General features: G+C 63.4%; 20 protein-coding genes. 12 read left to right on the top strand and 8 right to left on the bottom strand.

What is annotated here, in order from left to right:
- Positions 1 to 41: 41 nt before the first annotated feature.
- On the top strand, positions 42 to 1,268 hold the full coding sequence (locus ACOCLD_RS05900) for an MFS transporter (protein ID WP_422911205.1): 1,227 nt from the start codon (positions 42 to 44) through the stop codon (positions 1,266 to 1,268).
- Here the strand turns inward: ACOCLD_RS05900 and ACOCLD_RS05895 are convergent.
- Positions 1,265 to 1,819, bottom strand: a complete 555-nt coding sequence (locus ACOCLD_RS05895; protein ID WP_422911204.1) for a DJ-1 family glyoxalase III — start codon at positions 1,817 to 1,819, stop codon at positions 1,265 to 1,267. The genes ACOCLD_RS05900 and ACOCLD_RS05895 overlap by 4 nt on opposite strands.
- A gap of 185 nt (positions 1,820 to 2,004) precedes the next feature.
- Between ACOCLD_RS05895 and ACOCLD_RS05890 the strand changes: the two genes are divergently transcribed.
- The 3 genes from ACOCLD_RS05890 to ACOCLD_RS05880 all read left to right on the top strand — a co-directional run bounded on the left by ACOCLD_RS05890 (position 2,005) and on the right by ACOCLD_RS05880 (position 5,086).
- On the top strand, positions 2,005 to 3,297 hold the full coding sequence (locus ACOCLD_RS05890; protein WP_422911203.1) for an NCS2 family permease: 1,293 nt from the start codon (positions 2,005 to 2,007) through the stop codon (positions 3,295 to 3,297).
- 73 nt (positions 3,298 to 3,370) lie between these two features.
- Entirely contained in the window at positions 3,371 to 4,459 is a 1,089-nt protein-coding gene (gene trmA / locus ACOCLD_RS05885) for a tRNA (uridine(54)-C5)-methyltransferase TrmA (RefSeq protein ID WP_422911202.1), read from the top strand.
- A gap of 132 nt (positions 4,460 to 4,591) precedes the next feature.
- Positions 4,592 to 5,086 (top strand): DUF4136 domain-containing protein, encoded by a 495-nt coding sequence (locus ACOCLD_RS05880; RefSeq protein WP_422911201.1) that lies wholly within the window; start codon positions 4,592 to 4,594, stop codon positions 5,084 to 5,086.
- 1 nt (position 5,087) lies between these two features.
- Here ACOCLD_RS05880 and ACOCLD_RS05875 read toward each other — a convergent pair whose 3' ends face one another.
- On the bottom strand, positions 5,088 to 5,474 hold the full coding sequence (locus tag ACOCLD_RS05875; RefSeq protein ID WP_422911200.1) for a DUF4345 domain-containing protein: 387 nt from the start codon (positions 5,472 to 5,474) through the stop codon (positions 5,088 to 5,090).
- Between the two features lie 139 nt (positions 5,475 to 5,613).
- On the opposite strand from ACOCLD_RS05875, the gene ACOCLD_RS05870 reads away from it, so the two are divergent.
- Positions 5,614 to 6,051, top strand: a complete 438-nt coding sequence (locus tag ACOCLD_RS05870) for a DUF411 domain-containing protein (RefSeq protein ID WP_422911199.1) — start codon at positions 5,614 to 5,616, stop codon at positions 6,049 to 6,051.
- Between the two features lie 66 nt (positions 6,052 to 6,117).
- Positions 6,118 to 6,984, top strand: coding sequence for a KPN_02809 family neutral zinc metallopeptidase (gene ypfJ, locus ACOCLD_RS05865; RefSeq protein WP_422911198.1), 867 nt, complete (start codon positions 6,118 to 6,120; stop codon positions 6,982 to 6,984).
- Between the two features lie 87 nt (positions 6,985 to 7,071).
- Here ypfJ and ACOCLD_RS05860 read toward each other — a convergent pair whose 3' ends face one another.
- Complete coding sequence (locus ACOCLD_RS05860) at positions 7,072 to 7,959, bottom strand: PA4780 family RIO1-like protein kinase (RefSeq protein WP_422911197.1); 888 nt, start codon at positions 7,957 to 7,959, stop codon at positions 7,072 to 7,074.
- A 281-nt stretch (positions 7,960 to 8,240) separates the two neighbouring features.
- Between ACOCLD_RS05860 and ada the strand changes: the two genes are divergently transcribed.
- Positions 8,241 to 9,293 carry a bifunctional DNA-binding transcriptional regulator/O6-methylguanine-DNA methyltransferase Ada gene (ada, locus tag ACOCLD_RS05855; RefSeq protein WP_422911196.1) on the top strand — a complete coding sequence of 351 codons (1,053 nt, stop codon included), beginning with the start codon at positions 8,241 to 8,243 and terminating at the stop codon, positions 9,291 to 9,293.
- 211 nt (positions 9,294 to 9,504) lie between these two features.
- Here the strand turns inward: ada and ACOCLD_RS05850 are convergent, their stop codons facing one another.
- Positions 9,505 to 10,785: an acetyl-CoA C-acetyltransferase gene (locus tag ACOCLD_RS05850; protein ID WP_422911195.1), complete on the bottom strand. Its 1,281-nt coding sequence runs from the start codon at positions 10,783 to 10,785 to the stop codon at positions 9,505 to 9,507.
- Between the two features lie 160 nt (positions 10,786 to 10,945).
- Here ACOCLD_RS05850 and ACOCLD_RS05845 point away from each other — a divergent pair, with 160 nt between their 5' ends.
- Positions 10,946 to 12,301 (top strand): 3-oxoacyl-ACP reductase, encoded by a 1,356-nt coding sequence (locus ACOCLD_RS05845; RefSeq protein WP_422911194.1) that lies wholly within the window; start codon positions 10,946 to 10,948, stop codon positions 12,299 to 12,301.
- 142 nt (positions 12,302 to 12,443) lie between these two features.
- Here the strand turns inward: ACOCLD_RS05845 and speA are convergent, their stop codons facing one another.
- The 4 genes from speA to ACOCLD_RS05825 form a co-directional block, all read right to left on the bottom strand.
- Positions 12,444 to 14,357, bottom strand: coding sequence for an arginine decarboxylase (speA, locus tag ACOCLD_RS05840; RefSeq protein ID WP_422911193.1), 1,914 nt, complete (start codon positions 14,355 to 14,357; stop codon positions 12,444 to 12,446).
- A gap of 124 nt (positions 14,358 to 14,481) precedes the next feature.
- The gene (locus ACOCLD_RS05835) at positions 14,482 to 14,853 is read right to left on the bottom strand and encodes a translation initiation factor Sui1 (RefSeq protein WP_257776969.1); all 372 of its coding nucleotides are present in this window, start codon (positions 14,851 to 14,853) and stop codon (positions 14,482 to 14,484) included.
- 264 nt (positions 14,854 to 15,117) lie between these two features.
- Positions 15,118 to 15,654, bottom strand: coding sequence for an NUDIX hydrolase (locus tag ACOCLD_RS05830; protein ID WP_422911192.1), 537 nt, complete (start codon positions 15,652 to 15,654; stop codon positions 15,118 to 15,120).
- 3 nt (positions 15,655 to 15,657) lie between these two features.
- Positions 15,658 to 16,731, bottom strand: coding sequence for a DUF2333 family protein (locus tag ACOCLD_RS05825; protein WP_422911191.1), 1,074 nt, complete (start codon positions 16,729 to 16,731; stop codon positions 15,658 to 15,660).
- A gap of 307 nt (positions 16,732 to 17,038) precedes the next feature.
- Here ACOCLD_RS05825 and ACOCLD_RS05820 point away from each other — a divergent pair, with 307 nt between their 5' ends.
- The 4 genes from ACOCLD_RS05820 (at position 17,039) to aroQ (ending at position 23,255) form a co-directional block, all read left to right on the top strand.
- Entirely contained in the window at positions 17,039 to 18,658 is a 1,620-nt protein-coding gene (locus tag ACOCLD_RS05820) for a PleD family two-component system response regulator (RefSeq protein WP_257776966.1), read from the top strand.
- Between the two features lie 168 nt (positions 18,659 to 18,826).
- Positions 18,827 to 20,791 carry a methyl-accepting chemotaxis protein gene (locus ACOCLD_RS05815; protein ID WP_422911190.1) on the top strand — a complete coding sequence of 655 codons (1,965 nt, stop codon included), beginning with the start codon at positions 18,827 to 18,829 and terminating at the stop codon, positions 20,789 to 20,791.
- Between the two features lie 127 nt (positions 20,792 to 20,918).
- Positions 20,919 to 22,685, top strand: coding sequence for a protein-disulfide reductase DsbD (locus ACOCLD_RS05810; RefSeq protein WP_422911189.1), 1,767 nt, complete (start codon positions 20,919 to 20,921; stop codon positions 22,683 to 22,685).
- A gap of 120 nt (positions 22,686 to 22,805) precedes the next feature.
- Positions 22,806 to 23,255 (top strand): type II 3-dehydroquinate dehydratase, encoded by a 450-nt coding sequence (gene aroQ, locus ACOCLD_RS05805; RefSeq protein WP_160013077.1) that lies wholly within the window; start codon positions 22,806 to 22,808, stop codon positions 23,253 to 23,255.
- Positions 23,256 to 23,274: the final 19 nt, after the last annotated feature.

The raw sequence follows: 23,274 nt of genomic DNA, 5'->3' as shown, positions 1-23,274 counted from the left end.
GCTAGGCTGCGCCTCCCGCCAGCCGTGCGAGTTGTTCGGCCATGTCTCAGCTTTTACGTCACCAGCGCCCATTTCTGGCCTTCTGGTTCGCCCGGGTATTCACCGCCAGCGGTTTCCAGATGATTACCGTGGCGATTGGCTGGCAGATGTATGCACTGACCGGCAGCGTGCTCGACCTGGGCCTGGTTGGGCTGATCGAGTTCCTGCCGAAGATCCTGTTTATCCTGCTCACCGGGCATGTCGCCGATCGCTTTGACCGGCGCAAGGTGGCGGCACTCTGCCAGGGCGCGCAGGGGCTGATTGCCCTGGGCCTGCTGCTGGGCAGCAGCGCCGGCAGCATCAGCCGCGAAATGATCTTCCTGATCGCCTTTCTGCTCGGCACCGCCCGGGCGTTCGAGATGCCGACAACACAGGCCCTGCTGCCGAATATCGTGCCGCCAGGCCTGTTTCCTGCCGCCGTAGCCGCGTCAGCCTCGGCCATGCAGGCCGCCACCATCGTCGCGCCGGCGCTGGGCGGTTTGCTCTATGCGCTCGGCACACACTGGGTCTATGGCCCGGCCCTGCTGCTGTACGGGGGCGCCTTGAGCCTCATGCTGAGCCTGCCGGCACGTCAGCTGCCGCTGAAACAGAAGGTCTCGCTGGATTCGTTGCTGGCCGGCTTTCGCTTTATCCGCAGCCGCCCTGCCGTGTTCGGGGCGGTATCGATGGACATGCTGGCGGTGCTGCTCAGTGGCGCCACCGCGCTGCTGCCGGTGTTTGCCAAGGACATTCTGCTCACCGGCCCCTGGGGCCTCGGCCTGCTGCGCTCGGCGCCAGCGGTAGGCGCGTTATTGATGTCGTTGTGGCTAGCACGCTTCCCCATCGAGCGACGGGTCGGCCCGGTGATGTTCAGCTCGGTGGCGATCTTCGGCGTGGCGACCATCGGCTTTGGCCTGTCCACCTCGCTGTGGTTCAGCCTGGCAGCGCTGGTGGTGCTGGGCGCGGCGGACATGATCAGCATGGTGATCCGCGGCGCCTTCGTGCAACTGCAAACCCCGGACGAGATGCGCGGCCGCGTTGGCGCGGTCAACGGCCTGTTTATCGGCGCATCCAATCAGCTGGGGGATTTCCGCGCCGGGGTCAGCGCCGCCTGGTTCGGCACGGTGCCGGCGGTGCTGATCGGCGGCGTCGGCGCCATTCTGGTCACCGGCCTGTGGATTCGCTTGTTTCCCGAGTTGGCCAAGCGCGATCATCTGCACCCGCAAGGCTCTGAGCGAAGTAACGACTAGCTGACCAGCATGGCCTCGGCGACCTGCTTGCGCGCGGTTTTGCCACACAGCTGCTCAACCAGGGTCAGGGCAAACGCCAGAGCAGTGCCGGGGCCCTGACTGGTGATGCAATTGCCATCGACCACCACCGGCTGATCGACAAACACGCAACCGCTGAGGCGATCACTGAACGCCGGATAACAGGTCATGCGCCGCTGCCGGAGCACGCCGTATTGCTGCAAGGCCAGCGCGGGGGCCGCGCAAATGGCGGCAAACAACTTGCCGGCCTTGGCCTGCTCGCGCACCCGTTCGGCCAACGGCTCGTGCTCAGCAAGGTGTTGTGCGCCCGGCATGCCGCCGGGCAGCACGATCAGGTCGAAGGGCTGAGCCAGCACATCCACCAGCATGGTGTCGGCGGTCAGGCGCGTGCCCCGGGCGCAGGTGATCATCCGCCGGCTCTCGATGCTGGCCACTACCACTTCAACCTCGGCACGCCGCAGTACATCAATCAGGGTTACGCACTCGAGGTCTTCAACACCATCGGCGACGCTGATAAGGGCCCGTGCAGTCATCATTTCGCTCCTTGCAAATCAGGTACATAAACTGTCCGAGCGGTCATAAATTCACCCCTTCCAGACGAGCTGATATGATGCGCGCCTTTTTCCAGATCGCCAGTAAAAACATGCACCCACGCGTGAATGTGCTTTGCTTTCGGTTTGCATAAACACGGCAAAAACGCCGTTACGGGGAGTGCCACATGCTGGAAAGATTGTTCCAACTCAAAGCCCATAACACCACGGTGCGCACCGAGATTCTGGCGGGGCTGACCACCTTTCTGACCATGGCCTACATCCTCTTCGTCAACCCCAACATGCTGGCCGAGACCGGTATGGATAAAGGTGCCGTATTCGTTGCCACCTGCCTGGCAGCGGCGATTGGTTCAGCCATTATGGGCCTGCTGGCCAACTACCCGATTGCCCTGGCGCCGGGCATGGGCCTCAACGCCTTCTTCACCTACACCGTAGTACTGACCATGGGGTACACCTGGCAGACCGCGCTTGGTGCGGTGTTTCTCTCCGGTGCGATCTTCTTTCTGCTGTCGATCTTCAAGATCCGCGAGTGGATCATCAACAGCATCCCGCTGGCCCTGCGTGCGGGTATCGCAGCGGGTATCGGCCTGTTCCTGGCGATCATTGCGCTGAAAAACGCCGGCATCGTGGTGGACAATCCGGCCACCCTGGTTGGTCTTGGCGACCTGAGCAAGGGCGGCCCGCTGCTGGCCTGCCTGGGCTTCTTCGTAATTGCCGCGCTGGCCTACCGCCGCGTCACCGGCTCGGTGATGATCGGCATTCTGCTGGTCACTGGCCTGTCGATCCTGTTCGGTCTGTCGCAGCTTAATGGCGTGGTGTCGATGCCACCCTCACTGACCCCGACCCTGATGCAACTGGACATCATGGGCGCGCTGGATATCGGCCTGCTCAGCGTTATCTTCGCCTTCCTCTTCGTTGACCTGTTCGACACCTCCGGCACCCTGGTCGGCGTGGCGCAGAAGGCCAACCTGCTTGACAAGGACGGCAAGATGCCCAAGCTCGGCCGCGCCCTGCTGGCTGACAGCACCGCGACCATGGCCGGCGCGGCGCTGGGCACCTCAACCACCACCAGCTACATCGAATCCGCAGCGGGCATCAGTGCCGGCGGGCGCACCGGTCTGACCGCCTGCGTGGTGGCCATCCTGTTCCTCCTGGCGCTGTTTTTCGCCCCACTGGCCGGCGCCGTACCGGCCTTCGCCACCGCACCGGCGCTGCTGTTTGTCGCCGTACTGATGATGAGCAGCCTGGCGCAAATCGACTGGGACGACCTCACCGTCGCCGCCCCCGTGGTAGTCGCCGCCCTGGCCATGCCGCTGACCTTCTCGATTGCCAACGGCATCGCCTTCGGCTTTATCGCCTGGACCCTGATCAAGCTGCTGGCCGGCCGCTGGCGCGATCTCAATCCGGCGCTGGTGGTGCTCTCGGTACTGTTTGCGATCAAACTGGCGTACTTCGCTTAATCGCGCAGCACGTCATCGTAGGAGCGGGCATCGCCCGCTCCTACCCATTAACTGTAAAGATGTCGAGTAAGCCATGAGCCGTTCCCAGTTCGATCCCGCCAATTACGCCGCCCAGCTTGCCGACAAGCAGCAGCGCCTGATCGAGCTGTTGGCGCCGTTCAATGCCCCTGCTCCCGAAGTATTCGAGTCGCCGCGCGAGCACTATCGCCTGCGCGCCGAATTCCGCCTGTGGCGTGAAGGCGAGGATCGCCACTACGCGATGTTCGAAACCGGCGATAAGCACACGCCAATCTTCTTTGAAGAATTCCCCATCGCCAGCGCGCAGATCAACGCCCTGATGCCACGCCTGAAGGCCGCCTGGCAAGCCAGTAGCGCCCTGAGCTTCAAGCTGTTTCAGGTCGAGTTCCTCACCACCCTGGCCGGTGATGCACTGATTACCCTGTGCTACCACCGCCCGCTGGACGCCGCCTGGCAGGTCGCCGCCGAACAGCTCGCCGCCGAGCTGCAGGTCAGCATCATTGGCCGCTCCAAGGGCAAACGCATCGTCATCGGCAAGGACTACGTAGAGGAAAAACTGCAGGTCGCCGGGCGCACCTTCAGCTATCGCCAACCGGAGGGTGCGTTTACCCAGCCCAACGGCGAAGTGAACCAGAAGATGCTCAGCTGGGCTTATGAAGTGCTGGGCGAACGCCAGGATGATCTGCTGGAGCTGTACTGCGGCAATGGCAACTTCACCCTGCCGCTGGCCACTCGCGTGCGCAAGGTGCTGGCCACCGAGATCAGCAAGTCCTCGGTGAATGCCGCCTTGGCCAACCTGGCCGATAACGGCGTGGATAACGTCAGCCTGGTGCGCCTGTCCGCCGAAGAGCTGACCGAGGCGCTGAACGAGGTGCGGCCGTTCCGCCGCCTGGCTGGCATCGACCTGAAAAGCTACGACTTCGGCTGCGTATTCGTCGACCCGCCGCGCGCCGGCATGGACCCGGACACCTGCGAGCTGACCCGCCGCTTCGAGCGCATCCTGTACATCTCCTGCAACCCGGAGACCCTGGCCGCTAACATCGCCCAGCTCAGCGACACTCATAAAGTTACGCGCTGCGCGCTGTTCGACCAGTTCCCCTACACCCACCATATGGAGTCGGGTGTGCTGCTGGAGCGCCGCTAGCGTTACCGCGCCACCCACGGCGACACAGAGCGCAAGCAGCAGACCCATCGGCGGATTGGCGCAAGGTTGTGCCACCGAGCCTAGACTGCGATAACCAGGGAACCTGGACACTCACCTGCCAAGGAGTCATCGATGCGTCGTTATCTGTTAGCCCTGCTGTTGCCCCTGCTGAGCGCCTGCACCAGCACGCCAGATGCGTCGATACAGGTGCTACAGCCTGTGCAAGCCATGCCGCATCAGAGCTTTAGCGTGCGGGCGGTCAGGGCCAGCGGTCATCGCACGGATCTGGAACAGCGCTTTAACCAGGCGGTGCAGAATGCCCTCAGCGCCAAGGGCTATCGCTTCACCGAAAGCCAACCAGATATGCAGGTCATTTACGCCCTGGGCCTGGAACATGAAGCAGGAATTGAGCTCACTCCGATAGCGGTGGCCGGCACGGTCTATACCCAGACTCGCGCGACCGAAGATGAACGCGCTCGCCTGGCCCTGCGCATTCTCGATAGCAAGACCCAAGCGGTGCTGTTTCAGGCCCAGATCAACCGGCAGCTGCACAACCCGGACATGAGCCAGGAAAACTTCGACCGTGGGGTGGCGAAAATCCTCGAAGGCTTCCCCGCCGCACGCTGATTCAGACGCGCTGCAAACCGCGCAGCGCCCAAAAGCACAGCCCCGCCGAGACCACTTCCAGCAGCAGCGCGTACAGGTTGAACGTCTGCTGCGCGCCGCCATCGAGCCACAGCCCACCAATCCGTGCCAGCGCCAGAGCACTGTAGAGCAGCACCAGCAGAGTCAGCGCGGCGCGTGTCAGCTCCAACCGACTCAGCGACAGGCCGATAAACGCCGCCAGGCCCAGTTGCAGGCCACCATAGTAGGCGCGCACGTCCGTGGCAGCGGCCGGTGACATAAGCAACATGCCACTGAGGTTGGTCATTTCATGGGGCTGAATAAAGTAGGCCAGCCCCAGCCCAGCCAACGCCAGCAGTTGAATCAGCAGTACAACGCGTGCGAGCAACATGAACCCATCCTTTTCTTGCAAGTCGAAAGCCCGAAAATCGCACGCAGCATAAGCCGCGCCGGCCTGATTCGGAAATCGTCAGTGGTTGCCCGAGGGCACCGGGCGCTATGCTCAACCTTTACCTGCCAGGAGTCCCCCCATGCGCCAGCTGTCTGTGCTTGCCGCGCTGCTGCTCAGTAACCTGAGTTTCGCCGCCGAACCTTTGACCATCGATGTACACCGCGATGCCAACTGCGGCTGCTGCAAGGCCTGGATCAGCCACCTGCAGGACAACGGCTTTAACGTTGTTGATCATGTAGAAACCGATATGAGTGCGGTCAAACAACGCCTGGGCGTGCCGCCGCGCCTGGCGTCCTGCCATACCGGTGTGATCAACGGTCAGTTTGTCGAAGGTCATGTACCGGCCGCCGACATCCTCAAACTGCGCCAGCAACCCGACCTGATGGGTGCGGCGGTACCGGGCATGCCCGCCGGCTCGCCGGGCATGGAGTATGGCAATGTCCGCGATGCTTACCAGGTCATCGGCCTGGACAAGCAAGGCGCAGAGCGGGTGATCAACCAATACTCGGCCAACTGACCGCCGGGCAGGTCAGGCCCGCCCGCAGCGGCAACACTCAGGATCGGCACACAGAGGACGGCAGCAATGCGCTGGAAACGGGCAAGACGCAGTGACAACGTGGTGGATGCACGCGGCAGCGGCTCCCGCATGGGCGGCGGCAAGGGATTGACCCTCGGTGGTGTGGCCATTGTGGTGATCATCGGCCTGCTCAGCGGCCAGGATCCGATGCAGATCCTCGGCCAGCTGGCCGGCCAGGCCTTGCAGGGCGGCAGCGTCAGTGCACCGCAACAGGCACCGGCCGGCAATGACGAGCAGGCCGACTTCGTCCGCGCCGTGCTGGGTGATACCGAGGACACCTGGCGCGACATCTTCCAGGGCGCCAACCGCCAGTATCGCGACCCGACCCTGGTGCTGTTTCGCGGCGGGGTGAACTCGGCCTGCGGCTTCGCCAACTCGGCGGTCGGCCCCTTCTACTGCCCCGGCGATCAGCGGGTGTATATCGACCTGGCGTTCTTCCGTGAGCTGGAACAGCGCTTTGGCGCGGCCGGCGACTTTGCCCAGGCCTACGTGATTGCCCATGAAGTCGGCCACCACGTGCAGACCCTGCTGGGCGTCTCGGCCAAGGTCAATGCTGCGCGTCAACGTGGCGAGCGGGTGGAAGGTGCCAACGGTTTGCTGGTGCGCCAGGAGTTGCAGGCCGACTGCCTGGCCGGAGTATGGGCCTACCACGGCCAGCGCCGGCATGACTGGCTGGAGCCCGGCGATATCGAAGAAGCACTGAACGCCGCCAATGCCATCGGCGATGACCGCTTGCAGAAGCAGGCTCGCGGCCAGGTGGTGCCGGACTCCTTCACCCACGGCACCTCGGAGCAGCGCGTACGCTGGTTCAAGACCGGTTTCGCAGCAGGCGATATCAGCCGCTGCGATACCTTCAAGGCCACACGGCTGTAAGCGAGGCAAACGCCCAAGCTATTCAGCGCAAAAAAAATGCCGCTTACCTGATCAGATAAGCGGCATTTTTATCAGCAGCGCTCTGGCCTATTGCGCCCACGGCGGCGGTGGTTCTTCGCCCTTGGGTTCGTCCTCGGCATTCAGTAGCGCCTGACGGCGTGCTTCGTCGGCCAGGGCGGCCTTGATTTCGCGCATCACTGCGTCGATATCGGCTTCCTCTTCCGGGTCGTCGAACTCACCGGTCAGCGGACTTTCCGGGGTCAGCTCACCGGCTTCATACAGCGCCCACATTTCCTTGGCGTACTTGGTGAACTTCAATTCCGGGGCAAACTGACCAAAGTATTCGGCCATGTTGCGCACATCGCGCTCCAGCATCTTGAACGCATGGTTGTTGCCAGCCGCATCCACCGCCTGCGGTAGGTCGATGATCACCGGGCCACTTGGATCAAGCAGTACGTTGAATTCCGACAGGTCGCCATGCACCAGACCCGCGCAAAGCATTTTCACCACTTCACGAATCATAAAGGCGTGGAATTCGCGGGCGTCGTCCGGGTGCAGATCGACATCATTGAGGCGCGGAGCTGCATCGCCCTCGCCGTCATCGATCATCTCCATCAACAATACGCCTTCAAGGAAGTCATAAGGCTTGGGCACGCGCACACCGGCATTGGCCAGGCGGAACAGCGCCGCCACTTCGGCGTTCTGCCAAGCCTCTTCCTGCTCCTTGCGCCCGTACTTGCTGCCCTTGGCCATGGCGCGGGCGTCACGGCTGTTACGCGTCTTGCGGCCCTCCTGATACTCGGCGGCCTGGCGAAAGCCACGTTTGTTGGCTTCCTTGTAGACCTTGGCACAACGCAGCTCATCACCACAGCGCACCACATAGACGGCGGCTTCCTTGCCACTCATCAGTGGCCGCACCACTTCATCGACCAGCCCGGCCTCAACCAGCGGCTCAATACGTTTTGGCGTCTTCATCAGCTTTAATCAGGGGTCCTGTGTTGCCCAAGTCGACTCTGCCGCCCGTTATACGGCAATCTGCGCCGAGCGCCCACCCTGGGGCGGCCATCAGCGCATTCAGCAGGTGCTACCGCCGTGCGACGCAGGGGCGCCAGGCTGGAATCATCGGGGTGGCCGACGCGCTGGCCGTGACCGCTCGCCCCGCGCCTCGCAAGCATTCCCGGCGATTTGAAAGTCAGATATGGATTGGCAGCCCGTCGGGCGCAGCCGACAATCGGCTCAGGATCAAGGAGGCGCCCATGCTCGATTCAGACCTTTGCTGGCAGGCCGTCTGCTCGCGTGATGCCGCGCAGGATGGACGCTTCGTCTTCGCCGTGCGCAGCACCGGTATCTATTGCCGGCCCAGCTGCCCGGCGCGACGGCCCAAGCGGGAGAACGTGAGTTTCCACGCCGATGCTGACGCCGCTGCAGCGGCTGGCTTTCGCCCATGCAAACGCTGCTCGCCGCATGGGCAGAGCCCGGCCGAACAACTGGATGCGCTGGTGGTGGCGGCCTGTGAACTGCTCAACACCAGCGAACAGCCACTGCCCCTCGCCCAGCTGGCCGCGCGCATCGGCCTGTCCGCCTCGCACCTGGCGCGGGCCTTCAAAGCCCGCACCGGGCTGACGCCAAAAGCCTGGACGACGGCGCAACGCCGCGCGCGCCTGGAACAACAGTTGCCGACGGCAGACAGCGTGCTGGATGCCGCACTCAACGCTGGCTACTCCGGTACCCGCGCGCTGTATCAGCAGCCGACGCCCCTGAGTCCGGCACAACGACGCAAACAAGGGGCAGGCGAACAGCTGCGCTACAGCATCGCGCCCTGCCCGCTCGGCCACGTGCTGCTGGCCAGCAGCACCAGGGGCATCTGCGCCTTGTTATTCGGTGACGACCCAGTTGCACTGCAAAGTGAGCTGCAGCAACGCTTTGCCGCCGCCGAACTGCACGAGGATAACGCCGGGCTGGGCGACAGTTTGCGCCAGGTGCTGGCACAGATCAGCGAACCACAACGTGCCGCCCAGCTACCGCTGGATATTCGCGGCACTGCGTTTCAACAGCAGGTGTGGCGTGCCCTGCAACAGATTCCTCCGGGGCAGACGCGCAACTACGCCGAACTGGCCGCACAACTGGGCAGCCATCCACGCGCCATTGCTCGTGCCTGCGCCAGCAACCCACTGGGCCTGCTGGTGCCCTGCCACCGGGTCATCGCCAGCAACGGCAGCCTCAGCGGTTATCGCTGGGGGCTGGCGCGCAAGGCGGCGCTGCTGAAGGGCGAAGCCGATACCCAGGCGCAATTGCCCGCCTCAACCTGAACTGTCTGTTGGGTGCAGGGCGTTGGTGGGAGAGGCTTTAGCCGCGACGAACCCTGGCGGCGCTACCAATCGCGGCTAAAGCCCCTCCCACAGAGCGCGCTGTCATCAAATAACGCGCACAAAAAAAGAGCGGCTCCACCTCGGTGGGCCGCTCCAAATCACGGAGTTGCATACATCAGTACCCGCACCGCGTGCGAATACCGCTGTTTGATTACTTTTCCAGGATTGCAGTCACACCTTGACCGCCGGCGGCGCAAATTGAGATCAAACCACGGCCTTCCTGGGCCACCGAGAGCAGCTTGGCCAGGTTGGCGACGATGCGCCCACCGGTTGCGGCAAATGGGTGGCCGGCGGCCAGCGAACTGCCCTTGACGTTCATCTTGCTGCGGTCGATGGCCCCCAGCGGCGCATCCAGGCCCAGGCGGGTCTTGCAGTAGTCGGCGTCTTCCCAGGCCTTGAGGGTGCAGAGCACCTGGGCGGCGAAGGCTTCGTGGATTTCGTAGTAGTCGAAGTCCTGCAGCGTCAGCTTGTTGCGCGCCAGCAGCCGCGGTACGGCGTAGGCCGGGGCCATCAGCAGGCCTTCCTTGCCCGCACCGACAAAGTCCACCGCGGCGGCTTCACCGTCCTTCCAGTAGGCCAGAATCGGCAGTCCACGGGCCTTGGCCCATTCTTCACTGGCCAGCAGCACCAGGGACGCGCCATCGGTCAGCGGCGTCGAGTTGGCGGCAGTCAGGGTGCCGCGCGGGCTGCGCTCGAAGCAGGGTTTGAGGGTGGCGAGTTTTTCCAGGCTGATATCGGCGCGCAGGTTCTGGTCGCGGGTCAGGCCACGGAACGGCGTCAGCAGATCGTCGTGCCAGCCTTCGGCGTAGGCGGCGGCGAGCTTCTGGTGGCTGGCCACAGCCAGTTGGTCCTGCTCATCACGGGGGATGGCCCAGGTCTGCGCCATCAGTTCGCAATGCTCGCCCATCGACAGTCCGGTACGCGGCTCGCCGTTGCGCGGAATGGCCGGGGCCAGGTGGCGTGGGCGAATTTGCAGCAGGCTCTTGATCTTCTCGCCGGTGGTCTTGCCACGGTTGGCTTGCAGAAGAATCTTGCGCAGCCCTTCGTTGACCCCGATTGGCGCGTCCGAGGTGGTGTCGACACCGCCGGCGATGCCACACTCGATCTGCCCAAGGGCGATCTTGTTGGCCACCAGCAGCGCCGCTTCCAGACCGGTGCCGCAAGCCTGCTGCAGGTCATAAGCCGGGGTTTCCGGGGCCAGGCGCGAGCCGAGCACGCATTCGCGGGTCAGGTTGAAATCGCGCGAATGCTTGAGCACCGCACCCGCCACCACCTCGCCGAGGCGTTCGCCGTGCAGGTTGAAGCGCTCGACCAGACCATCCAGTGCGCTGGTCAGCATCTCCTGGTTGCTCGCGGTGGCGTAGACGGTATTGGAGCGGGCGAACGGAATACGGTTACCACCAACAATGGCGACGCGGCGCGGCTGGGTCATGGAGAAATCCTTGGCTGAAATAATTGGGGGACAGGCTAGCCTATGCCCGCAGTGTGGCATTGGCCGCCTTGCCGACACAGCAGGCGGATGCGGTCAATTGCGCATTTCTGTGGCCTGCGTAGAGTGAGCGCACTTTTGATCCATGCGCAGGAGCCGCTCCATGTCCGACCGTTATCTCGCCTTTGCCAACTCCACGTCCGGTCGCCGCCTGGTCAGCGCACTCGGCCTGCCCGCACCGCTGCTGCTGGAACGCTGGATGGCCGGACGCAGCCGGCCGGTGGACGGCGCCCTGCTGCTGGGTGGCGAAGGCAGCCTGGCCAGCGCCGTACTGCCCTTCGCGCACAAGCTGACCGACGCCCTGTTTGCCGCCCGCGAAGGCCAGTTCGAGCTGCCGCGCTGGACTGCCGAACACGGCCCGAAACTCAAGGCGCTGGTGTTTGATGCCAGCCATCTGACCCGGTTCGAGCAGTTGATTGAGCTGCGCGACTTCTTCCAGCCGACCTTCAAGGGCCTGGGCAAATGCCCACGCGTGGTAATCCTCGGCCGCGCACCGGAGTCACTGAAAGACCCGATTGCCGCCAGCGTGCAGCGTTCCCTCGAAGGTTTTACCCGCTCGCTGGGCAAGGAAATCCGCCGTGGCGGCAACGTGCAGCTGATCTACGTCGGCAAAGGCGGCGAGGCGCAGCTGGAAGGCGCGCTGCGTTTCTTCCTCTCGCCGAAAAGCGCGTACGTGTCCGGCCAGGTGCTGCGCCTGAACGCCTGCGGCGAACAGGTCAAGGACTGGACTCGCCCACTGGCCGGCAAGAAGGCGTTGGTCACCGGCGCCTCGCGCGGCATCGGTGCGGCCATCGCGGAAACCCTGGCCCGCGACGGCGCCGAGGTGGTGCTGCTGGATGTACCACCGGCCAAAGACGCCCTGGATGCCCTGGCCGCACGCCTGGGCGGGCGCGGCCTGGCCCTGGACATCTGCGCCGATGATGCCGCCGCACAGCTGGTCGGAGCACTGCCGGACGGCATCGATATCGTTGTGCACAACGCCGGCATCACCCGCGACAAGACCCTGGCGAAGATGAGCGACGCATTCTGGAACTCGGTGATCAACGTCAACCTGAATGCCCCGCAAGTGCTGACCCAGGCCCTGCTGGACGCCGGCAAGCTGCACGACAACGGCCGCGTGGTGCTGATCGCCTCGATCAGCGGCATCGCCGGCAATCTGGGCCAAACCAACTACGCGGTGAGCAAGGCCGGGGTGATCGGTCTGGCCCAGGCCTGGGCACCGACACTGGCCAAGCGCGGCATCAGCATCAACGCCGTGGCACCGGGCTTTATCGAAACCCAGATGACCGCCGCCATCCCGCTGACCATCCGCGAAGCCGGCCGGAGGATGAACTCCATGGGCCAGGGTGGCCTGCCGCAGGACGTCGCCGAAGCCGTGGCCTGGTTCGCCCAGCCAGGCTCGGGCGCGGCCACGGCGCAGGTTTTGCGTGTCTGCGGGCAAAGCCTGCTAGGGGCTTAATCGCCGTCAGCAGAAAGCAAAAGGCCCCGCAGTGCGGGGCCTTTTGCTATTCCAAGGTAGCCCGGATGCAATCCGGGACGCTGTATTGCCGTCAAAACCTTTCCCGGATTACATCCGGGCTACGGGCACAGCGCCTGACCGATCAGGACGACAGATAGGACGAACGAGTCAGCCCTAAACGCAAGGCATCCAAGTACTGGGTGCGCTCACGCGGGCTGATCTTGGCGCTGGCGACCTTGTCGCGGTAGTGAGTCATCAACTCCTCCGGCGACAGGTGCACGTAGCGCAGCATGTCCTCAATGGTGTCGTGGGTCTCGATACCGGCGTGGTACACGCTGCCATCGGCGTTCTGGTAGATGTTCACCGAGTCGGTGTCACCAAACAGGTTGTGCATATCGCCGAGGATTTCCTGATAGGCACCGACCAGGAAGATCCCCAGCAGGTAGTCCTCGCCCTCGCGCACTTCGTGCACCGGCAGGCTGGTCTCGATGCTCTGCTCATCAACGTACTGGCGAATCTTGCCGTCCGAGTCGCAGGTCAGGTCCTGCAATACGGCGCGGCGCAGCGGCTCTTCGTCAAGGCGGTTGAGCGGCAGAATCGGCAGCACCTGGCCGATGGCCCAGGTGTCCGGCAGGCTCTGGAATACCGAGAAGTTGCAGATGTACTTGTCGGCCAGCTTGTCGTTGAGCTCGTCCAGCACCTGACGGTGCGAGCGCTGACGCGCCTTGAGCGAATTATGCAGGCGGCGGCACACGGCAAAGTAACACTGCTCGGCCAGAGCCTTCTCGGTCAGGCTGAGCTTGCCGTCGGCGTACTGAGTGGCCACATCGCTCATGTAGTGGGTGGCGCGCCAGTAGGTCTCGGTGACCATCTCGATATCGGTCGGGCCAAGCAACTCGACCAGATAACGCACGGTTTCCGGCAGGCCGGTGACATCCTCGATCGCCGGAATCTCATCGTTGTGTTTTTCCACATCGGTGACCTGCACCACGAGCATGGCGTGGTGCGCAGTCAGCGAGCGGCCGCTTTCCGAGAAGATGTGCGGGTGCGGCAACGCCTGCGCATCGCAGAACTCCTTGAGCATGCCGACCACCACGCCGGCGTAGTCGTCCATGTCGTAGTTGATCGAGCTGGCATTGCGCGAGTGGGTACCGTCGTAATCCACGCCCAGGCCACCGCCGACGTCGATATGGTCGACCGGCAGGCCCAGGCCACGCAGCTCTCCGTAGTAACGGATGGCTTCCTTGAAGCCGTGCTGATAGTCGGACAGGTTGGCGATCTGCGAGCCCATATGGAAGTGCAGCAGGCGGATGCCCTGATCCAGGCCCGCCGCACGGAAGCGCTCGACCACCGACAGCAGCTGCGCCGCCGACAGGCCGAACTTGGACTTCTCGCCGCCAGTGTCAGCCCACTTGCTTGAGGCCAGCGACGACAGGCGCACGCGCAGACCGACCTGCGGGGCCACCTTGAGTTCGGCGGCCTCCTCGATCACCAGCTGCACTTCGGATTCTTTCTCGATGACGATAAATACGTTGTGGCCGAGCTTCTGCCCCATCAGCGCCAGCTTGATGAACTCGCGGTCCTTGTAACCGTTGCAAACGATGGTGCCGCCTTTCGGGGCCAGCGCCAGCACGGCCATCAGCTCCGGCTTGGAGCCGGCTTCCAGGCCGATGGAGACGTTCTGCGTGGCGATGATGTTTTCCACCACCGCTTCCTGCTGGTTGACCTTGATCGGGTACAGCGCGGTGTAGCGGCTCTGGTATTCCAGACGCGCGATATTCGCGTCGAACGCGCCGGTCAGCTGGCGTACACGATCCTGCAAAATGTCCGGAAAGCGCACCAGCAAGGGCAACGACAGGCCGCTGGAACGCAGCTCATCGAGTTGCTCGTAAAGATCAATCGGTGTGCTCTGCGGGCCATTCGGGCGCACTTCGACACGGCCCTTGTCATTGATCGCGAAGTAACCCGCGCCCCAATGGCGAATGCCATAGACGCTGCGGCTGTCCGCTACGGTCCATTGGCTGCCGTCATCTTTGCGTGTGCGTCGTGCAGACATCGAAGTCTCCCTTGCTGGCGATAGTGGTCTTGGCAGTGCCAAAACGCGTACAGATTAAAGTCTGGAAATGACGATTACTCAGCTGTGACCGGTGGCCTGCCGAGTAAGTTTAGAAAAGACGGGATCAGCCGCCGGACTTCTTGGCTTTGAAGCCTTGCTTGATCAGTTCGGCAAGCAGCAACTCGACGTGGTCGCCCTGAATCTCGATCACCCCGTCCTTGAGCGAACCGCCGCAGCCGCAACGTTTCTTCAGGGTGCTAGCGAGTTCCTGGAGGGCATCGACGGCCAGCGGCACACCGCTGATGGTGGTCACCGTCTTGCCGCCGCGACCTTTGGTCTCACGGCGCACGCGGGCGATGCCATCACCTTCGGGGATCAGGGTCTGTTTGCAGGTGCAGGCGTCCACCGGCTGACTGCAACCCGGGCAATGCCGGCCGCTGTCGGTGGAGTACACCAAGCCGCCGAGGGCGGCAAATGAAGAGGCTTTCTTGACCACCGGCTTTTCCTCTTGGGCTGGTCAGGATAGCGACTGGCTGACGGCTGTCAGCCGCGAAGCCCCACTCAGGCAGGGGCAGCGCACCCTGGCGATACACGGCCAGGGCTTGAAGGCGGCGCAGTGTAACGGCAAAAAGCGCAGCTGCTAAGTGTGAAAATGCGCCATTAATCGGCGGATTGGCGACGCCGTGCGGGATGCCGAACAAAACGTCCAAATATCCTGCACAAAGCCAAGGGCGGCGCGGGGTTTAGCGAGATCGAGAGGCTAGCGAATGGCGGCCAGATAGCGCTCCAGGGCGGCCAATGAGTCGGGGCAATACGGCAGGTGCTGAGTCTCGGCCAGCGCTTGTTCAATGGAGATAAAGCGCGCTTCCAGCACTTCTTCAGGCTGCAAGCGCAGCGGCGCATCGGACACCGCCGAATAGGCCATGCACCACAGGCGGCTTTCCGGCGCGTCGTAGAAAAAGTGTGCATGCTCGATCAGCGGCACATCGCCAATGCCCAGCTCCTCAGCCAGTTCGCGCGCGGCGGACTCGGCATAGCTTTCGTCTTCCAGCACCATGCCGCCGGCCGCCACATCCCAGTAACCGGGGTACAGCGCCTTGCTCAGGGTGCGCCGGTGCACACAGAGCTGGCCGGCACTGTTAAACAACAGGATATAGGTGCCACGGCCAATCAGGTGCCGCTCGCGCAACTCACTGCGCAATACACCGCCGAGCAGTCGATCCTGCTCATCGACCCAGGCGATGCGCTCGGCATCCGAGGCGGCGCGGTGCGCCACCTCGGCTTCGGACCAGGCCACCGCTTAGCCCTGCGACAGCAGTTGGCGCAGGTCGATCAACCCGGCATTGGCGCGGGAAATGTAGTTGGCCATTACCAGCGAGTGGTTGGCCAGCAGGCCATAACCACTGCCATTGAGCACCATCGGGCTCCACAGGGTTTCCTGCGCAGCTTCCAGCTCGCGGATGATCTGCCGCACGCTGACAGTGGCATTCTTCTTCGCCAATACATCGGCGAAATCCACCTCGATGGCACGCAGCAGATGCGCCAGCGCCCAAGCCTGGCCACGAGCTTCGTAGAACACGTTATCGATCTGCAGCCAAGGCGTCTCGTAGTTCACCCCCTCGACAAAGTCCGGCTGCGCCACGCCTGTGCTCTGCGCCGGATCAACCACTGCCGTATTCAAGCGCACCTGGCCAACGCTGGCAGACAGCCGCTGTGACAGCGAGCCCAGGCGGGTGGCAGCGTCGCCCAACCAGTTATTCAGGTTGTCGGCACGGGTGTAGAACTGGGCATTGCCCTGGGTCGGATCGCTCAGACGCGCCAGGTAACGATCCAGCGACTTGATGCCTTCAGCGTATTCAGCTTCCGAGGCCGGCAGCGCCCAGCTCTTGTTGTCGAAGTGGAAGCGCGGCTCGGCTTTGGCCAGATCCGGGTCTTCGGTGGACTGCGACTGCGAACGGGTGAAGTCCTTGCGCAGCGCGCGGGACATGTCACGCACCTGCACCAGCACGCCAAACTCCCAGCTCGGCATATTGTCGAGCCACAGGCCCGGTGGCGCCAGATCGTTGGACAGGTAGCCGCCCGGCTTGTCGAGCAGCGTACCGGCCACCTGCTTGAGGGTTTCCACGGTGGTGTAACCGTTGACCAGCTTGCGCCCATTCAACTCGGCACTGGCCTCGGCACGCTGCTGCACGGAGAACTGCGCGGGCTCCTGACTCCAGTACCAGCCCACCACCAGGGCCACCAGCAGATAAAGCCCCAGCAGCCCGGCAAAGCTGCGCACGGCCAGGCGGCCGGTGGAGGGGCTCGATGAGGTATTGGCGGTGCCTGCCGCGCCATCGCGCGCGTCGGCCGTTCGGTTCTTCCAATCCAGCATGGCGTTGTCCTTTTTAACCCAAGTAGCAAGCTCGCCACCGCACTGCACAAATCGGGGCTGCTCGTTCGACCACAACCTGCGCACAGGGTTGCGCAACTGCCTTGCACTATAAGGGATGCATGCCCCAGTGGGCAGCGGCGAACGGCAAACTTAGCGCCGGTTGTGTTGACGAAAATTTCTGTGAACACATAGACAGAAGGCCGACGCCAATAGATCGACGGTGCTCGCAAAAAAAAATCCCGGTGTTAGGATTGCTAGCACTAAGCCATCACCTGCTGGCAGACGCCACAGCAACTGAACTCAGGCCATGACCGAGCAAGAAGACCCCAGCCGCGACCGCCTCAAGCAACACTTTGCCCAACGCGTGATCAATCAGGCGCGTCAGGTGCTGGAAGTCTGGCAACGCCTGCAGCGCAGCGAATGGAGCGACGCAGGCATGAGCGAGCTGCGTGAGGCCGCACAGTTGCTGCAGCGTTACGCCGAGCGCTTCGACCAGGCCGAACACAGCCAGCTGGCCCAGGAAATCGACAACTGCCTGCAACTGGTGGCCGATAATCGCGGACGCCTCAACAGCGAGCTGATCAGCCAGCTCAACCAGTTGCTGCAACGCCTGTCACGCACCGGCCTGCGCCACGGTGATCGCTTCGAGCAGACGGTACTGCCGCCGCTGCGCAAGCCGGTGTACCTGGCCCTGCAGCATCTGGAGCGTGCCGAACAACTGGTGCAGCGCCTGGAGTTCTTTGGCATGAATGCCATCGCCCTGGACAGCGCCAATGCCTTCCGTAATGCGATCCTTGAACGCCATCCGGCGGCGATCATCATGGAGGTCGACTTCTCCGGCCCCGGCTGCGGCCTGCAACTGGCGCAGAGCGTGCAGGAAGGTCTGGAGCACAAGATTCCCCTGCTGTTCTTCAGCCCCGAAGACACTGACACCATGACCCGCCTGGCTGCCGTGCGCGCCGGTGGCCGCGAGTTCTTCACCGGCAGCCTCGATGCGTCGAACCTGTTCGAGCGTATCGAAGTGCTGACCAACGTTTCCCAGTACGAGCCCTACAAGGTGCTGATCGTCGATGATTCGCGGGCCCAGGCCACGCACACCGAACGCGTGCTGAACAGCGCCGGCATCGTTACCCGCACCCTGATCGAGCCGATTCAGGCCATGAGTCATCTGGCCGATTTCCAGCCGGACCTGATCATCCTCGACATGTACATGCCTGAGTGCAACGGCCCGGAACTGGCCCAGGTGATCCGCCACAACGACCGCTATGTCAGCGTGCCGATCATCTACCTGTCGGCCGAAGACGACCTCGACAAGCAGCTCGACGCCATGAGCGAAGGCGGTGACGACTTCCTCACCAAACCGATCAAGCCACGTCATCTGATCGCCACCGTGCGCAACCGCGCTGCCCGCGCGCGCAGCCTCAAGGCGCGCATGGTACGTGACAGCCTGACCGGCCTGTACAACCACACCCATACCCTGCAACTGCTTGAGGATGCGCGCTTTCGCGCCGAACGCGACGGTCAGCCGCTGAGCTTTGCGATGATCGATATCGACTTTTTCAAGAAGGTCAACGACACCTACGGCCACCCCATGGGCGACCGGGTGATCAAGAGCCTGGCGCTGTTTCTCAAGCAGCGCCTGCGCAAGAGTGACCATATCGGCCGTTACGGCGGTGAAGAATTTGCCGTGGTCATGCCCGACACCGATGCTGCCTCGGCAAGACGTGTGCTGGATGAGATTCGCCAGCGCTTCGCGGAAATCCAGTTCTCCGCACAACCCCACGACCTCTCCTGCACCTTCAGTTGTGGCATCGCCCAGCTGGCGCCGCAGCTGGATAGCAAGCAGCTCTCGCAGCAGGCCGACTTGGCGCTTTACGTGGCCAAGCATGGCGGCCGCAACCAGGTCGCCATCCACCAGACCGACTGAACCTGACGCGGCCGCCCTGGCCGCGCCTTCCGTCTGCCCATCGATGGAAAACTGTGACGCAGTCGTCGCAGTCATATTACGGTCACGAAAAAGCAATAAATTCTGGGGCTTAGCAGCCGCCTGACGCATCCGTCGGTGGCCGGAACCGTTCGTTGTCGGTCGAGCCCTATGCGCCTGAAATCCCTTACCAACCTCAACACCCTGCTGCTGGTCACCGTCTGCGTGGCCCTGGCCGTCACGCTCTGGTGGTCGCAGCGCGCCCTGGAGCGCCCCTACCTGCTGATGGCGCGCTACTTGAGCCTGTCCCAGCAATTCCAGGGCGAAGCAGCGCAGAACATCAGCGCCTACCTGGAAAGTGGCGATGCCCTGCGCCATAGCGCCGCCCTGCAATCGCTGGACAGCCTCGAACAGGCCATGACTGAGCTACCCACGCAGCTGGCCGGTGATCTGCGCGACAGCCTGGCTGAGCTCAAAGCCTTTAGCGCCAACGAACTGCTGGCCGCCGGCAAACTCTCCGCCGACCCGCAAGGCCTGCTGCTGCAAGCTGAACGGGAAATGGACGCCGCCCTTGAACAACTGGCGCAATACGCTGACAGCAGCACCGCCGAGACAGCCACCAGCTACCGCCGCCCGCTGTTCAACGCAGCTCGCCACCTCACCCGCCTGGCGCATGCTCGCGACAAGCTGGTGCGCAGTGGCCGCAGCGAGCTGGCCAGTGAAGTCGAACGCGAACTGGCAGCCCTGGGCAAGCAGGCACAAACCCTCAATGACCTGCCATTGCTCGGCGTGGCCGACGCCGGCCAGTCGTCCAGCAACTCGTTTGCCGACATGCTGGGCCTGGACGCCAGCAGCGAGAGCAATGCAGCCGAGGATCGTGGCATTGCCCTCAAACGCGACCTGGCCAACCTGATCAGCCGCTACCCGGCCGAACTGCAACGCACCCGCAACCTGATCGAACAACGCAGCGCCCTGGCCAGCAGCACGCGCATGCAGATCGACCAGGTGCAGCAAGCGCTGGCCGCCCTGGAACCCTTGGTACGCGCCGAGCACGGGCGCATCCAGGGCGAAGTGCAGCTGATCCTCGGCCTGATGATCGGCCTGATTTTGCTGATTGCGCTGATCATCGACACCATCCAGCGCCGCCTCACCCGTGTACTTGAGCGCCTGGTACCAGCACTGTCGGCCTGGGCCGCAGGCGACTTCGCCAGTGATATCCACCTCAACTCACGCACCCGCGAACTGCGTGATATCGAAGAGTCGCTAAACCGCCTGCGTGCCTATCTGGTCGCTCTGGTCGGCACCATTCGCCGCCACGCCGAGCAGGTAGTCGGCTCCAGCCGCACCCTGGCTGACCTCAGTGGCGGCCTGCACGACGGCGCCGAACGCCAGGCCGGCGACACCGCACAGATCCGCGATGCCCTCGGCGAGTTGCAATCGACTATTCAGCAAGTGGCCGGCGACGCCAGCCAGGCCGCCGACGCCAGCCGCGACGCTAACCGTGCTCTGGAGCAAGGCCAGCAAGTGATTGGTCACAGCCTGACCGGCCTGCATGCGCTGGTCGATGAAGTGCAGGGCAACGCCCAGGCCATCGAGCGTCTGGCTGAAGAAACGGCAACCATTGGCAATGTGCTGACGGTGATCCGTGGCATCGCCGAACAAACCAACCTGCTGGCGCTGAATGCCGCCATTGAGGCGGCGCGGGCCGGCGAGCTGGGCCGGGGCTTTGCCGTGGTCGCCGATGAAGTGCGCTCGCTGTCGCAACGCACCAGCGGCGCCACCGCGCAAATTCAAGAGCTGATCGGCCGCCTGCAGCAGGCCGCCCTGCAATCGGTACAAGCCATGCGCACTCAGGTCGAGCACGCCGAAACCACCGCCAGCCAGGCCGAAGCTGCCGATGGCGCGCTGGATGAAATCGTCGCGGCAATCCGCACCATCGCCAGCATGGCCGAACGTATCGCCGATGCCACCGCCCAGCAGAGCGGCGCGGTCAGCGAAATTCGCGGGCATAGCGAGCGCATCCACAGCCTTGGCAGCGACAACCTGCAACGCATCGGCGAAGGCCGTCAGCAAGGCGAACAGCTGCAACACCTGGGTGGCCAGTTGCATACCGCGGTACAAGCCTTTCGCGTTTGAAGTCACTTGAGCGCGGCAATCTGCCGCGCACCATCCGGCCGTTAGACAAGACCGTTTACAGGCTGAGGCATGCGCGAGGCCACACGCCTCCGCTATGATGCGGCGACCCCCGCATCACGAGCCTGCCATGCACCGTTTTCTCAGCCTGCTTCTGCTCCTGGTCGTACTGCCGGCCAGTGCCGGCCTGTTCGACAAGCCGCCCGTACCCGCGCAATTCGGCGCACCACTGAACAACAGCGCAGACTTTCTGCCGGTACGCGAGGCGTTCAAGCTGAGCCTGATCAGCAGCTCCAGCGAGTCGGTGAAGCTGCGCTTTGTCGCTGCTGAGGGTTATTACCTGTATCGACACCGTTTCAGCTTTAGCAGCGAGCCTGTCGATATCCACCTGGGCCAAGCCGTGCTGCCGGCCGGCCAGGCCAAACATGACGAGTACTTCGGCGATGTCGAGGTGTATTACGAAGTGCTGGATGTCGAGGTGCCGGTCGACAATCCGGACAATCGCCCCTTCAACCTCAGCGTCAACTACCAGGGCTGCGCCGACAAAGGCCTGTGCTACCCACCAGAAACCGAAGTGCTGGCGATTGGCGGCGGCGCAACAGCCGGTAGTGCTGCAGCCGGTGCCGCAACGCTGTGGAGCTGGACCGACCTGGCGCTGTTCTTCCTCGGCGGCCTGGCGCTGACCTTCACCCCGTGCGTGCTGCCAATGCTGCCAATCCTCACCGGCGTGGTGTTGCGTGGCCAGCCGGGCGGCATGCGCAGCCTGGTGCTGTCGCTGGCCTACGTGCTGCCGATGGCCCTGAGCTTTGCCATCCTCGGCGCGCTGATGGGCCTGTTCGGCGCCGAGCTCAATCTGCAGGCACGCCTGCAATCGCCCTGGGTGCTGGTGCCCTTTGCGATTTTCTTCGCCCTATTCGGCGCGGCCAGCCTGGGCTTTCTCGAACTGCGCCTGCCAGCCGCCATCGACGGCCCGCTACAGCGCCTGAGCCAACGCCTGCACGGCGGCACCATCTTTAGCGCTGCGGCGCTCGGCGTGCTGTCCAGCGTGCTGGTTTCACCTTGCGTCTCCGCGCCTCTGGCCGGTGCGCTGCTGTATATCAGCGCCAGCGGTGACGCCCTCGGCGGCGGCCTCAAGCTGCTGGCGCTGGGCCTGGGCATGGGCGCACCACTGGTGCTGTTCGCCGTCGGTGGCGGTGCCCTGCTGCCAAAATCCGGGCCGTGGATGCTCACCGTGCGCAACCTGTTCGGCGCCCTGCTGATGGCCGTGGCGATCTGGCTGCTTGAACGCGTCGTACCAGGCCCCGTCAGTCTGGCGCTGTGGGGCATGCTGGCTGCAGGCATCGCACTGTGGCTCGGCGTGCTGGAACTCACGCCGAAAACCCATCACCAGAAACTCGCCCAACTGCTCGGCCTGCCTCTGCTGGTCTATGCACTGGCAGCCTGGGTCGGCGCGCTGCAAGGTCAGGACGACCCGCTACGTCCGCTTGGTCGCATGGTCAGCAGTGCCGAAGCCACTCAGGTGCAATCCGGTCAATGGCAAACCATCACGACTCCTGCCGAACTCGATGCTGTCTTACTTGGCGCAAAAAATAACGGCAAACCGTTACTGCTCGATTGGTATGCAGACTGGTGCATCAGCTGCAAGGTGATTGAACGCGAAGTACTCAACGCCCCGGAAGTCGGCCGCCAACTGGATGACTATCAGCTGGTGCGTTTCGACATCACCGAGAGCAACCCCGCGCAACGCGCCCTGCTCGACCGCTACCAGCTGTTCGGCCCGCCAGCGATTCTGCTGTTCGACGCCAAGGGTGACGAATGGCTGGATCTGCGTGTCGTAGGTGAAGTGGATGCGGCGACCTTTGCTGCCCGACTGAGCACGGCGCGGGAACGTTTTTAACGCCCCGAGTCATATATTTGCCGCAATCTGCGGTCATCGTGTCGACTATTGCTGAGAACTGGACAGCCCCGCGCTGTCGCGGCATAGTCCTGCGCAGTAGAAAAACAAGGAAGCATCGCCATGGCGACCCTACTGGTATTGCACGGCCCCAACCTCAACCTGCTCGGCACCCGTGAGCCGGGCACCTACGGCGCCACAACCCTGGAGCAGATCAACCTCGACCTGGAGCGCCGAGCGCGCGAAGCAGGCCACCACCTGCTGTACCTGCAGAGCAATGCTGAGTACGAACTGATTGATCGTATTCACGCCGCAAAAGGCGAAGGTGTCGACTTTATCCTGATCAATCCTGCCGCTTTTACTCATACCAGCGTCGCATTACGTGACGCATTGCTGGCAGTGAGCATCCCATTCATCGAAGTGCATTTGTCCAACGTGCACAAACGCGAAGCTTTCCGCCATCACTCTTACTTTTCCGATGTAGCGGTGGGAGTGATCTGCGGCCTTGGCGCCAGCGGTTATCGACTGGCCCTGGAGGCTGCACTCGAACAACTTGAACTTAAGCGCCCCTGACCTCACCGGGAGTTGAACC

This window comes from Pseudomonas cimarronensis (assembly GCF_049331905.1).
GTDB lineage: Bacteria > Pseudomonadota > Gammaproteobacteria > Pseudomonadales > Pseudomonadaceae > Aquipseudomonas.
Note: the sequence above shows the minus strand (reverse complement) of the source record. Positions and strands in the feature narration are given on the sequence as shown.

Excerpts from the sequence above, each read along its gene's own strand:
- ACOCLD_RS05850 (WP_422911195.1), bottom strand. The coding sequence starts at position 10,785 with ATGACCCAGCCGCGCCGCGTCGCCATTGTTGGTGGTAACCGTATTCCG.
- ada (WP_422911196.1), top strand. The coding sequence starts at position 8,241 with ATGCTCGATTCAGACCTTTGCTGGCAGGCCGTCTGCTCGCGTGATGCC.
- ACOCLD_RS05820 (WP_257776966.1), top strand. The coding sequence starts at position 17,039 with ATGACCGAGCAAGAAGACCCCAGCCGCGACCGCCTCAAGCAACACTTT.
- ACOCLD_RS05895 (WP_422911204.1), bottom strand. The coding sequence starts at position 1,819 with ATGACTGCACGGGCCCTTATCAGCGTCGCCGATGGTGTTGAAGACCTC.
- ACOCLD_RS05860 (WP_422911197.1), bottom strand. The coding sequence starts at position 7,959 with ATGAAGACGCCAAAACGTATTGAGCCGCTGGTTGAGGCCGGGCTGGTC.
- ypfJ (WP_422911198.1), top strand. The coding sequence starts at position 6,118 with ATGCGCTGGAAACGGGCAAGACGCAGTGACAACGTGGTGGATGCACGC.
- ACOCLD_RS05815 (WP_422911190.1), top strand. The coding sequence starts at position 18,827 with ATGCGCCTGAAATCCCTTACCAACCTCAACACCCTGCTGCTGGTCACC.
- ACOCLD_RS05845 (WP_422911194.1), top strand. The coding sequence starts at position 10,946 with ATGTCCGACCGTTATCTCGCCTTTGCCAACTCCACGTCCGGTCGCCGC.
- ACOCLD_RS05890 (WP_422911203.1), top strand. The coding sequence starts at position 2,005 with ATGCTGGAAAGATTGTTCCAACTCAAAGCCCATAACACCACGGTGCGC.
- trmA (WP_422911202.1), top strand. The coding sequence starts at position 3,371 with ATGAGCCGTTCCCAGTTCGATCCCGCCAATTACGCCGCCCAGCTTGCC.
- aroQ (WP_160013077.1), top strand. The coding sequence starts at position 22,806 with ATGGCGACCCTACTGGTATTGCACGGCCCCAACCTCAACCTGCTCGGC.
- ACOCLD_RS05825 (WP_422911191.1), bottom strand. The coding sequence starts at position 16,731 with ATGCTGGATTGGAAGAACCGAACGGCCGACGCGCGCGATGGCGCGGCA.
- speA (WP_422911193.1), bottom strand. The coding sequence starts at position 14,357 with ATGTCTGCACGACGCACACGCAAAGATGACGGCAGCCAATGGACCGTA.
- ACOCLD_RS05880 (WP_422911201.1), top strand. The coding sequence starts at position 4,592 with ATGCGTCGTTATCTGTTAGCCCTGCTGTTGCCCCTGCTGAGCGCCTGC.
- ACOCLD_RS05810 (WP_422911189.1), top strand. The coding sequence starts at position 20,919 with ATGCACCGTTTTCTCAGCCTGCTTCTGCTCCTGGTCGTACTGCCGGCC.
- ACOCLD_RS05900 (WP_422911205.1), top strand. The coding sequence starts at position 42 with ATGTCTCAGCTTTTACGTCACCAGCGCCCATTTCTGGCCTTCTGGTTC.
- ACOCLD_RS05875 (WP_422911200.1), bottom strand. The coding sequence starts at position 5,474 with ATGTTGCTCGCACGCGTTGTACTGCTGATTCAACTGCTGGCGTTGGCT.
- ACOCLD_RS05870 (WP_422911199.1), top strand. The coding sequence starts at position 5,614 with ATGCGCCAGCTGTCTGTGCTTGCCGCGCTGCTGCTCAGTAACCTGAGT.